Here is an 11,385-nt window from a genome sequence, read left to right as displayed (position 1 = left end):
ACGGATCGCCCCTGAATCTCGTTCCAGAGGCGTGGCCAGCGACCCGGACCGGCCGCGCGGAGGTGAGCACCCGTGGTCGAGCGGGACAACTGGCAACGGCGCTACCGGATGGTGTACGCCACCGGCGGGTGCCACGTCGTCGCGGACGAACCGGAGCTGCTACTCGACGTCCTGATCGACGGCTACCTGAAAATCCCCGCGGAGCTGCGGCATCGGGCCCGGATCGCGCATGCCGGACAGATCCGCAGCCGGCTGCAGCAGCGGGTGCTCGCCGCATACGGCCCTAGCGGTCTGACATCGCAGGAGCAACAGGACTTTCTCCACGAGCCAGTGCCGACGCGGGTGCCCGCCTCATGGTCGCCGGAGGTTCCGCTGATCCTCGTCGATGCCCATTTCGCCGATCGGCCGAGACCGGAGCGAGTCGCCGGCCGGACCGTCTGGTTGGAGACCGTCGACGACGACGGATACCTCCGATCGTTGGCCACGGCCGGTGAGATCCTCCTGATGATCCGGGATGACGGGGCAGCCGGTGCCAGTCCCAGCCGGTCGGACGCCGCGCGGCCCGCCGGGAGGGCCTAGATGCAGCGCAAGCAGGTGGTGGCGGACCGGCAGACGCAGCTCGGTGCCCTTGACGAAGCATTTCGACGGGCATCGGTCGGCGGCCGGTTCGCGCTGGTGACCGGGGCGGCGGGCAGCGGCCGGACCGCCTTGTTGAACGCGGCCAGCGACGCCTGGCTGGCCGCCGGTGCCGCCGTACTGCGGGTGCCGCAGCCACCGGCCCGCTGCGGCGCGGTCGACGGTTACGCCGTGCTGCTGGACGTGCTGCGTGACCAGTACGGTCAACTGGCCAACCCCTTGCTGGCCGGGCCGATGAGTGCCATCGGCGCGCTCTGTGCGGATGCGGAATCACCCGCGCCCGGCCGACTGGCCGTACTCGCCCAGGAGACCGCCGCCGCGTTCGGGCTGATCGGTCGGACGACGCCGACCGTGCTGATCGCCGACGACGCCGACGACGCCCCCTGGCTCATCTCGGCGCTGGCCGCCGCCGTGCGCGACAACTGCCTGGTGGTGGCGGCCAGCCGGGCCGCCACCGGTCGCCTCGCCGCTGTCGCTGACGTCGTCACCGAACTGACCCCACTGGACACCGCATCGGTACGGGAGATGCTCACCCGCCGGCACGGCGTACCGGTCGACGAAGCCGTGCTGCCGTTGCTCGGTGCCGCCCTCGGCCCGCTGGTAGGCAACCCCGCGACGGTGCTCCAGACCACCACGGAACTGGTCCGCGCCGGGCGGCTTGTCGTCGCCGGCGGCCACCTGTGCCTGCTGGATCCGCAGGTACCGATTCGCCTGGCTGCCGAACACCCACTGATGGCGGCGGCGCGGCGGCGCGGCGTGACGGCCGTACGCCTGGCCACGATGGCCGCCGTCACCCGGTTTCACGTCGGCGACCTGCCACTGTTCGCCGACGCGACACTCGGCCGGGTCGACGACGCCGGCTGGATCCTCGACGGGCTGGTCGACGACGGGGTGCTGCTGGTCGAGCCGGGCGACGTGATCAGTCCGAGCTGTCCGGCGTTGGCCGCCAGGCTGGTCGCGGACGCCGGCACCGGGCCGGTGACCCGGCTGCATCGGGCGTACGCGGCGGCGATGCTCCGCCGGTCCGGTTCCGGCCTGCCGGCGGACCGTGCGGTTCTCGCCGACCATGTCACGTCGGCCGGCGGTACCCTGCCAACCGATCGCCGGACCGCGTCCGCGCTGGTCGCCACGGCGACCGAGGCGATGCAGCGGGAGCCGGACCGGGCCGCCGACTGGCTGGGCGCCGCGCTGCGGCACAGCGGTGGCGGACCGGCCGGTGCGGACATCCTCGCCCGGCTGTTGCGGCTGCTGGTCCGCACCGGCCAGTTCGCCCGTCTCGGCGAGGTGGTGCGGGTGGTGCCGGCCGCTGACCACGCCGGCCTCGCGGCGGCCGGGGCGCTCGCCGCCCTCCACACCGGCGTACCGGTCGCCGGGGTTCTGCGCCATCCCCCGGCCGGCTGGGCGATCCCGGCCATGGTGGACCGGTGGCTCACCGCGACGCCCACCACCGCCAACATGCCGGCGAGCAGATCGAAGGGCACCGCGGCCGGGAGCAGTACCCCGCCGCTGGTCACCGACGCCGAGTTCGCGTATGCCGGCTGGGCGTGCGGCACCGGCGACATTTCGGTAGCCGAGCATGGCGACACCGAACGGTTGCCCGATGGCGACCAGCTGCTCGTCGCAGGCGCGGCGGGCGACCTGGCCCAGGTGTTCCAACTGGTGCTGGGCGTCGAGCGGTACCGGGTGCCGAGCGACGGACCGCTCGCCGCGTACCACCGCATGCTGGTCAACCGGGCCCGGGGCGACCTGCCCGGTGTCGTCTCCGCGGCCAGGCAGGTCGGGCTGACCGGTGGCCAGGCGCCCGTGCCGCGCCGGCTGGCCCGGCTCTGGGCCGCCGAGTCGCTGGCGCTGCAGGGCCGATCCGAGGAGGCGGCGGCCTGGCTGGCGTCGGTCCCCGACGAGCCACCGTACGCGGCGCTGCGCTGGTGGGTGGCGAACGGCCCGGCCGGCGAGCCAGGCACCGCGGCCGAGGCGGACCGGCAGCTCGACGCGGCCTACCGGGCCTGCAGCCGGCAACTTGGGTACGGTAGCCGGATTGGTCTCGACCGGCTGCTCGTCCGAGCCGCTGGGATCGCCGCCCGATTCGGCTTGGCCGGGCGGGGGGCCGAGATCGCCGGGCTGGTCGGGGCGGACCTCGGAGGCCTGGTGGACCGGCGGACCGCCACCGGCAGCGTCGTCGATCGGGGCACCGCACTCGATCGGGGCACCGCACTCATGTTGCGGGCGTTGACGACGGCGGACCCGTCCGCCGCCGCCGAGGCGACCGACCTGATCCGGACCCGGGGCGACCGCGTCGGGCTTGGCTACGCCGCTCTCGACCTCGGCCGGGTGGTCGGGGATCCGCTGCAGTGGCTGGTCGACGCGCTGGACACGGCCGAGGAGATCGGTGCGCCAGGGCTGCGCGCCGCAGCCGCCGACGCGATGCGTTCCCGTGGCGTACGCCGCCCCCGGGGCCGTGCGCCACGGACGGCGTTGAGCCCGGTCGAGACGCAGATCATCGAGCTGATCCGAAGCGGACGCACCAACCGGCAGATCGCAGTTGCGATCCGGATGAGTGAGAAGACCGTCGAGAACTATCTGACCCGGCTGTTCGCCCGGACCGGCTGCCGGTCCCGGGTCGAACTGGCGGCGGCGAGTATCACCTCCGACAACCTGGACCTCGCGTCCTGAACCGACGGGAGACGCCCGATGATGGCAACTGTGGCACCGGCCGTCGCTGCCCCGCCACCCGGACCTGCCGGTCCGGAAGGGCCTGGTACCGCACCGCTCACCCTACTCGTCGGTCCACCCGGGATCGGGCGTACGCGTGCGCTGCGCGCGCTGCGGCAGGCGGCCGAGGCGGCCGGTGGGCCGGTCCTGGAGGTGCGGTTGGCCGCTGAGGACCGCGACGAGCCCTGGCACCTGGCCGGGCGGGTGCTCGCCAACCTCGCGCCGCTGCCCGCCCGTCTCGCCGCGGGCCGGGGTCGGGGCACCGTGGAGCCGTCGACGGCGACACTCTCCCGGGCGTTGCGCCGCCACCGTGGGCTGACCGTCTTCATCGACGACGCCCAGTGGGTCGACCCGCACTCGGCCACCACCCTGCTTGCCGCACTGCATGGTTCGGACGAGAATCAGGTGCGCTGCGTGGCGGCGCTACGGTCCGGATCCGGTGCCGACCTCGCCGACGGTGTGCCGGCCGCGTTCCACCGGCTGCGGGCGGCAGGACTGGTGCGGATCGTCGCGGTCCGCCCGGTGACCCCGGTTGAGGCGGACACGCTGGCGGCGGAGATCCTGAACGCGACACCGTACGGCGCGCTTCGCGGCGAGCTGCGCCGACTCAGCCGTGGTCGGCCAGCCGCGCTGCTCGCCGCGGCGCGGGGCTACCAGGGATCGCCGGCCGTCCGGGTGCTGGACCGGCGGGCCTATCTGATCGACCCGGCGGCCACCCCGGGGATACCCGCCGATGACCCGCTGCTGGACCCGGTACGCCAGCTCACCGTCGGTGCCTTCGCCACCGCCCGGGCGGTGGCGGTGCTACAGCCGCTGGGCTCGGCCGTACCGGCGCTGGCCGCCCGGGCGACCGGCCGTGCGTCGGCCGAGGTGGACGACGATCTGGCGGCGCTACGGGCAGCGGGTGTCGCGAACGAGTGCCGGCGCGGGTGGCGGATCACGGTGCCGGCGGTGGCGGTGGCCCTCACCGCGTGCCTCGGGCCGTACGAACGGCGACGGTTGGCTCAGGTGGCGGTCGAGGCGATCTGGTCCGGTGCGGCGTCCTGCGCCGAACCCGGCTTCCTGCCCGACCAGACCGCCATCGCCGGGCGTCTGGTCGACCCGCACCGGGCGACGGCCCTGCTACGGGAATGCGCGCAGGTCGCGGAGGCCGCCCGCCCGACGTCGGCTGCCCGTTGGTGGGCGGCGGCCGCCGAACTCAGTGCGGCGCCGCAGGACCGGGTCGAGGCACTGCTCGCCGAGGCCGCCGCGGCCCTGCACGCCGGCCGTGGCGCGGCGGCCCGACCGCCGTTGACCCGGCTGCTCGGCGAGGAGATCGGCTGGCTGTCCCCGGCGGCCCGCCAGGAAGCGGAGCTGCTCGAACTGGTCCGCGTCGCCGGGGTCGACGACGCCGGGACAGCGCAGGCCGTCGCGGCCGGCGAGCCTTGGCGTCCGGGGAGTCCGCGGCCTTCCACGGCGACCCGGGCCGCCGCCCTGGGCCTGCTGGACCGCTGGGCCGAGGCGGCCGATCTGCTTGCAGGCGCTGCTGCGCCCGACTCCGATCCTGGGTCCGACCCGGGCGCGACGCCGGTGATGTCGCCCGTCGACCTCCTCGGCTCGCCGGATCCACTGACTGACATGATCACCGCCCAGGTCGCGGTGGCGACCGGCCGGGCCGGCACGTGGCGCGCACCGGATGACCTGCGGTCGCTCTACGCGCCTGCGGATTCGGGCCTGTCGGCGTCGACAACTGCGCCCGGTGACCGCCGCCGGCAGGTGACCGCCGCTCTCGGTCGATACCGTCTCGCGGTCGCCGTCGGCGACTCGGCCGCCGCCGACGCGGTTCTCGTCGAGGCCGGTCTGAACTGGGCCGATCTGCCAGCACCTGAGCGTTGTCTGTCCGACTGGCAGCGCGGGCGATGGACCGCGGCGCTCGACGCGGCCCAGGCCAGCGTCGCCGCTGGCCTGGCGGCGGGCCGCCTGCCGGCTCCGGCGCTGGTGCACCGGGCCGGTGCGGAGGTGCTGCTCGGCCGAGGTTGGCCGATGCGGGCCCGCGCGATGCTCCGGGCCTCGCGCGGCCTCGCCGGTCCGCTCACGCACCTGGCGGCCAGCGCGGCGGCCGAGGTGGAGCTGACTCTCGGGGACGCCCAGGCAGCCGCCGGGATCGCCGAGGCCGCGCTCGCCGCCGCCGCCAGGTCCGGTGCGCTCATCGGCACGGACGAACTGTGGATGGTCACCGCTGAGCTGGCGGCGCTGGGCGGTGACCGGGCCGGCGCACTTGCGGCGGCGGAAGCCGCCACCGCGGTCGCTGCCGCCCTGGGTAGCGCCGCCGCGCGGCTGTGGGCGGCCAGCGCGCGACTCGTCGCCGGCCATGACCTTGCCCGGGCGGCCGAGGTGGTGGGACTCGCCCGGGACCTCGGCCGGCCCTATGAGTTGGCCCGGGCCCTGGAACGGGCGGTCCGGTGGACCGGGCGTCATCCGGAGCTGCTCGCCGAGGCGTACGACCTGTACGACGATCTTGGGGCGATTCTGCACCGGTCCCGGGTCCGGCAGGCGATGCGCGAACACGGCGTTGCGGTGCCAGGCCGCGCCGACACTCTCGCCGAGGGCGAACAACTGCTCGCCGCGTTGGTCGCCGAGGGACTGTCCAACCGGCAACTCGCCGCGGTCACCCAGAGCAGCGCCAAGAGTGTGGAGGGTCGGCTTTCGCGGCTGTTCACCCGGGCCGGATACCAGTCACGGGTGGAGCTGGCGGCGGCGGTGCTGGTCGGTGACTACCGCGTCGACTGAGCGGCAGTCAGGACGGATCCGACTCGAACAGGGCGGACAGCGGCAGGTCGACCAGCCGGGTGCCCCGGTGGCGCCACCGGTCGCCGTCGGCGTACCGGATCTGGTCCACCCGGGCCTGGTGGTACGCGGCGGGCGGCAGCACCAGGTCGACTCCGGCCACGAGCAGCTCGGGCAGGCGGTTGCGGACCGAGACGAGTCCGACCAGTACGGCGGCGCTCGCCGATACGTCGATGGCCGTGCCGGCGGCGAGTCGCACGTGGGCCAGCCGATGACCGGTTTGTACCGCAGGACGCTGCAGCCAGGCTTCGAGGACCTCGCCCGCCAACGCGCCCGGTGTCTCCGGCAGGACCACCCAGGCGTGCCCGGCGCGTCCGCCGCCCGGCCAGCGCACGGCCTCGTCCGGTAGCCCGTCGACGCCGTGCGAAGCACCGGTGCAGCGCAACAGCACCGGTTCTGCCGGCAGCTCCACCTGCCCATGCGGCTGGCCGCGGTCGTCCACCCGGTAGCCGGCCAGCAGACGGACCTGGTCGAGCCAGGCAGCCGGTAGCAGGAACCGGCCCGTTTCGTCGCCCCCGCCACCGAGCCCACGCCGCACCTCGGCTGGCACCTCAGCGAGCCGGCTCAAGTCGATGGCGCTACCGGCACCGACGTGCAGGCACAGCAGGTACCTACCCGGGTTGGACCGGGCCACCCGCGCGCCATCGAGATCGCCGACCAGGAACAGGCTCGCCGTCGGAATTCCTTCGACCGCCGCCCGGCCCGGCGGACATGGGCAGGCCAGCCACAGCCGGACCGGCTCCGTGTTGGCCAGCGGCCTGTCCGGCACCCAGGAGACGCCGGGTGTGACGCCGACCCGACTGGACACGGCCACCCGATGCGGGCTCGGCGCGGGCAACACCCGGTGCGGTGGCGGTGCGGTGGCGGCGGGAGCGGCCGGCAGCGGTGCCGGGGCGGGTGCGGTCGGCCGCTCGGCATCCCGGCGGACCGGCAGCAGACAGCCGTCGTCGGTGTACCACCGGCTGCCGGCCTGCGCAGGTCCCGGTCGGCCCGTCCGCAGCCAGGCGGCGGGCCGCCGCTGCCCGTCGACGGCGCGGGCCAGCCCGTCCCGTACCACCAAGGACGCCCCCGGGGGCAGCGACCAGATCTCGACGCGGAGTTCAGCTTCGAGGACGGCCAGGTGCGCGCTGAGCCCGTCGGCGGCGTCGCGCGTCACCGGGGTGAGCAGCAGTAGATCCTCCCCGGCCCAGCCGAGGTTGACCAGCAGCGCCCGCAGGACGCCGCCGTCCACGGCGAGGCAGCTGCCGTCGACGTAGCACAACGCGAGACGGCCGTCGTCCAACAGGGACAGGTCGATCAGCGTGCAGCCCCGTTGCGCGGTGAGGCCGGCGTACCGGGATCGCAGCGTCGCGGGTGACTGCCGTCGGGTGCTGACCACCGTCACCGGGTCGAGGGTGCCGGCCGCCGGACCAGCGGCCGGCACCAGCCGCCCGTCGAGGTCGGTGGTGTAGCGCGGCTTCACCCGGGCATAGGGTGGCCGGTACTCCTGCCAACGGGTCACATTCCCGGCGCGGTCGCGGGCACCGAGGTCCCGGCAACCCCGCAGCAGCACCGCCTCGCCGCCGGCGGCGGGAGCCCACACGGTGGTCCCGGTCGTTTCGGCCAGTGCCGCGATCTCGGTCTCGATCTGGTGGCGTTCGGCCGGGTCGTCCGGCCACCGTAGCCACAGACGCAGGTCGCCGCCGTACAGCTGGATCTGCGACAGCGCGGCGGCGAGGTCTCGGCCGCCGTGGCCCGCCGGGACCGTCGTGTCGTCGACCCCGTACGCCGGCAGCCGGAACCCGCCGCCGCCGGTCGTGACGGCGACGGTGATCAGGTCGGGGTGTCCGCTACCGAGCCGGGCCGCCGCCGCCCGACGTGTCACGAAATCCTCACCGGCGACGAATTCGATTCCTTCGGGCAGCGGCAGGGTCGCCAGCCCGGTCCGGGACAGCACCCGCCCGCCCGCCAGGTCGAACCAGCCGGGCAGTGTGGTTACCAGCCCGGCCGGCTGCACCAGGGCCCAGTCGACGACCTCGCCGCTGGCCCGGTCGACCGGGACGGCTTCGCCGACCGCGCCGTCGGGTCCGCTGAACAGGTCGACCGACGAGCCGGTGGGTGCGACCAGCACGTCGCAGCCGAGCTGTTCGGCGACCAGGCCCAGGAGTGCCTCGTGGCGGGCCCCGTCGTCGACGAGCAGGCGGAGGTGGCCGCCGCCGGTGATCGACGATCGCGCGTGGTCGGCCACCTGTTCGGCGCTGAGCGCAGCGTCCGGGGAGTCCGGGTGGGCCAGGTCCCCGTCCGGGGTGGTCGCCAGCACGAGATCGTGCAGGCCCGGAACGGGTTGTGGCAGGTCCGGCCCGGGTACCGACTCGGGCTGCTGCTGGCTGGTTCGCAACGTTCCTCGCTAGAGACGGTGCGCCGGCGACGGCGCCGGCGACGGCTGGTCGTGTCGTGCCCGACCGGTCTCGGCGGGGGGATGCCCGGTGCCGGCGGTGCCCGTCCGGATCGACCACCGTGCCGCCGGTGCCTGTCCGACGATCACCGGTACGGCGTGCTGGCCGTCGCGTACCAGCTGCCGCAGCGGCTCACGCAAGGCCGGGGCGTCTGCGGCGGAGCAGACCACCACCTGCATCCGGGCGGTCGACCGGTCCGCGCCGATGTCCGCCACTGCCGGAATCCACCGGGCGACGTCGGGGAGATCATCGCCGAGCGCGTCCCCGGCGACGACGACGTTGGTGTCCCCGCGGAGCTGGGCGACCAACGTCACCGCGTGCCGGCGGGCGGTCTCCGGATCACCGACAATGGTCAGGGCGTCCGGCGCGTGGGCGAGGTCCACCCACAACCGCAGCCCGTCACGCTCACCGAGGATCAGTGCCGCCGTCGCCGGCGGTGGTCGCCGTCCGTCGGGCAACCAGCCGTACGCCGAGCCCCAACGGGCCGGTCGCGCTCCGACCAGCCGGACCCAGGCCGGTCGGCCGCCGCAGTTCAGCTCGGCGATCAGCGTCGCGAACGGGTTCGGCCGCGTGGGCGGCAGTAACGCGGCGGCGTCGAGGTCGGGCAGCAGGGGCGTAACCGGTCGTGCTGTCGTGACTGTCCGGGTGACCTGACCGCCTGCCGTGGTGCCCGGAGCTGCCGGCAGTTCCGCCGCTGCTGGCAGTTCCGCCGCTGGTGGCGTGTCGGTTGACTCCGGTTCGGCTCCGGCCCGACTGACCGATCCGGTGGCAACGGGACCGGCCTGGTCGGCTGCCTGGAGACTGGCCTGGTCGGCTGCCTGGAGTGGGCGCGGACGCCGCCGTGCCATCAGTGTCACCCGGGCCCAGACGACCAGGAGCACGGCGAGCACGAGCAGCGCGATCCGTAACCCGGTGCTGGACCAGCCACCGGAACCACCAGCCGACGGGGTCGGGCCTCCCGCCGCGGCGAGCTCGGGCAACGCGCCGGTCCGGACGTCCGGACCGGTGGCGTCCGCCGGCAGGATGAGGATCCAGCCCGGCTCCACCGTGGTGGCGTCGACCATCTGCTGCCCGTCAGGCTGTGGGCGGCCCTCGTTCAGGCTGAAGATCTCGCGGTAGCGGTTGCCGTCGCCGAGGGTCTTGGCCGCGATGGCGTACAGAAACTCTCGCTGGCCGTCGACGGCTGGGCCGGCCACGTAGTACTTGCCGGTCTCGGCGGGGACGCTGCGTGGCGGGATCGGACCATCGCCCGGTGCCGCGGCGGCGGGGGCCGCGACGAGAAGGAGGACGACGCACTGGACGACCAGGACGAGCCTGCAGCGGTACGTCGAGGTGCGTCGTCTCATGCTGTCATCGTCCTTTGTCGGGCTCGGTGTGGTCGTGCCTGTCCGCAAGTTCTGGGGCGGATCCGTGAACCGAGGCTGGATGCCGGTCGTTCTCAGGGTGTTCTCCCTGAGCCTGGAGGCAGTAATGAGCGGGATTACACCGTATAGGCCGAAGGTCGGCAACGCTGCCGACAGTTGCCTCGACGCCGCCGCCGATGTCGGCGCGCAACTTGGCCAACTCCGCCGTCACCTGACGAGCCTCGATCGGTCCGGGCTGGCGGACCTGCCCGACGGCCGGCTGCAGGACCTGCTGGCCGGCTACGACATCTACGTCCGGATGCTGAACGACGCACTGCACGACATCGCCCGTGACCTGCAGGCGACCCAGGCCTGCCAGCGGTCTGAGGTGGAGCTGGTCGGCGGTGACTGTCGATGAGCGGCGGTGGCCAGTCGGATCTGGCGGCCGTCGGACAGACCATCGACACCCTGGCTGGTGACATCGCGCGGCGCCTCGCCGCGCTTCGGCGGGAACTCGAACCCGCCCGCGGGCTGTGGGCCGGTACCCGCGTCGACCTCGACCCGGTCGCCGAATGGACCCTCGCGGCGGACGGCATCCTCGGTCCGGACGGCATCCTCGGCCTGATCAGCGGTGCCATCCGCTACGAGTGGCCGGGATACGCCGGGGCGGGGTGGTCCGATCCGGATTCCAGTGCCAGCGGGACTTATGGCCGTAGCTGATAACTTTTCGGGATACCACCCGCGAGTGGTGAACTTCGGGCGTGAGTGGGATCGTCTTGACTGCTGTGGAACCGGCCACGAGGCGAGTGCCTCCCAGCGGTTCGTCGCCGGCCCCGACCGGCGACGAAGCACTCAGGATCGCCTACGAGACGCACGGCGCGATCCTGCTGAACTACCTGCTGCGGGTGACCGGAGGGAACCGCGCTCTGGCGGAGGACGTTCTGCAGGAGACGCTGGTACGCGCCTGGAACCACCCTGAGGCGTGCGCTGACGACGGCCAGTGGAGTCGTGGCTGGCTGATCACTGTGGCCCGTCGAATTGCCATCGACCACATTCGGTCGAACCAGGGCCGGCCGACCGAGCGGCTCGACGAACACCTCGCCGACCGGCACGCGTCGGTCGACGGCACTGACCAGCTACTCAACCGCCGCGAGGTGCGGGCCGCCGTGGCCCGGCTGCCGGAACGGCTGCGCGGCGCGCTGATCGAGATCTACTTCCAGGAGCACTCGGTGGCCGAAGCCGCCCGAAACTTGGCCGTTCCGGAGGGCACCGTCAAGTCCCGGACCTTCTACGCACTGCGTGCCCTGCACGAGGACCTCACCTCCCGTGGGTTCACCCTCTGAGAATCCGACCGATCGCCGGAAATCCCCGAGGAATCCGTTCGGGTCGTGAACCGACCCGATGTCCGTCCCGTTCACAGATCACATCCGGTGGAG

8 protein-coding genes are annotated in these 11,385 nt (G+C 73.8%); 6 read left to right on the top strand and 2 right to left on the bottom strand.

Annotated elements, in window-relative coordinates; all coding sequences use genetic code 11:
* Positions 1–72 precede the first annotated feature (72 nt).
* The 3 genes from ACFHVL_RS22170 to ACFHVL_RS22160 are packed head-to-tail and all read left to right on the top strand — an operon-like array spanning position 73 to position 6,114.
* Positions 73–579, top strand: coding sequence for a hypothetical protein (locus ACFHVL_RS22170; RefSeq protein WP_416630345.1), 507 nt, complete (start codon positions 73–75; stop codon positions 577–579).
* Positions 580–3,306, top strand: coding sequence for a helix-turn-helix transcriptional regulator (locus tag ACFHVL_RS22165; RefSeq protein ID WP_416630344.1), 2,727 nt, complete (start codon positions 580–582; stop codon positions 3,304–3,306). It abuts the gene before it with no gap.
* A gap of 18 nt (positions 3,307–3,324) precedes the next feature.
* Positions 3,325–6,114, top strand: coding sequence for an AAA family ATPase (locus tag ACFHVL_RS22160; RefSeq protein ID WP_416630343.1), 2,790 nt, complete (start codon positions 3,325–3,327; stop codon positions 6,112–6,114).
* Between the two features lie 7 nt (positions 6,115–6,121).
* On the opposite strand, the gene ACFHVL_RS22155 is transcribed toward ACFHVL_RS22160, so the two are convergent.
* Together ACFHVL_RS22155 and ACFHVL_RS22150 are read right to left on the bottom strand one after the other, a co-directional pair.
* On the bottom strand, positions 6,122–8,548 hold the full coding sequence (locus ACFHVL_RS22155) for a hypothetical protein (RefSeq protein WP_416630342.1): 2,427 nt from the start codon (positions 8,546–8,548) through the stop codon (positions 6,122–6,124).
* 9 nt (positions 8,549–8,557) lie between these two features.
* Complete coding sequence (locus tag ACFHVL_RS22150; protein ID WP_416630341.1) at positions 8,558–9,952, bottom strand: hypothetical protein; 1,395 nt, start codon at positions 9,950–9,952, stop codon at positions 8,558–8,560.
* Between the two features lie 124 nt (positions 9,953–10,076).
* On the opposite strand from ACFHVL_RS22150, the gene ACFHVL_RS22145 reads away from it, so the two are divergent.
* The 3 genes from ACFHVL_RS22145 to ACFHVL_RS22135 all read left to right on the top strand — a co-directional run bounded on the left by ACFHVL_RS22145 (position 10,077) and on the right by ACFHVL_RS22135 (position 11,292).
* Positions 10,077–10,367 carry a hypothetical protein gene (locus ACFHVL_RS22145; RefSeq protein ID WP_416630340.1) on the top strand — a complete coding sequence of 97 codons (291 nt, stop codon included), beginning with the start codon at positions 10,077–10,079 and terminating at the stop codon, positions 10,365–10,367.
* Positions 10,364–10,669: a hypothetical protein gene (locus ACFHVL_RS22140; protein WP_416630338.1), complete on the top strand. Its 306-nt coding sequence runs from the start codon at positions 10,364–10,366 to the stop codon at positions 10,667–10,669. The genes ACFHVL_RS22145 and ACFHVL_RS22140 overlap by 4 nt, the downstream gene beginning before the upstream one ends.
* Before the next feature lie 86 nt (positions 10,670–10,755).
* Positions 10,756–11,292, top strand: a complete 537-nt coding sequence (locus ACFHVL_RS22135) for a sigma-70 family RNA polymerase sigma factor (protein ID WP_416630337.1) — start codon at positions 10,756–10,758, stop codon at positions 11,290–11,292.
* Positions 11,293–11,385: the final 93 nt, after the last annotated feature.

The sequence above is a fragment of the Micromonospora sp. LOL_023 genome, from assembly GCF_048060115.1.
Classification (GTDB): domain Bacteria; phylum Actinomycetota; class Actinomycetes; order Mycobacteriales; family Micromonosporaceae; genus Micromonospora_E.
This window is presented reverse-complemented; position numbering and strand designations above follow the sequence as displayed.

What these genes read in the sequence shown, in the direction of transcription:
- ACFHVL_RS22165 (WP_416630344.1), top strand. Translation starts at nt 580, where the DNA reads ATGCAGCGCAAGCAGGTGGTGGCGGACCGGCAGACGCAGCTCGGTGCC.
- ACFHVL_RS22160 (WP_416630343.1), top strand. Translation starts at nt 3,325, where the DNA reads ATGATGGCAACTGTGGCACCGGCCGTCGCTGCCCCGCCACCCGGACCT.
- ACFHVL_RS22150 (WP_416630341.1), bottom strand. Translation starts at nt 9,952, where the DNA reads ATGAGACGACGCACCTCGACGTACCGCTGCAGGCTCGTCCTGGTCGTC.
- ACFHVL_RS22145 (WP_416630340.1), top strand. Translation starts at nt 10,077, where the DNA reads ATGAGCGGGATTACACCGTATAGGCCGAAGGTCGGCAACGCTGCCGAC.
- ACFHVL_RS22140 (WP_416630338.1), top strand. Translation starts at nt 10,364, where the DNA reads ATGAGCGGCGGTGGCCAGTCGGATCTGGCGGCCGTCGGACAGACCATC.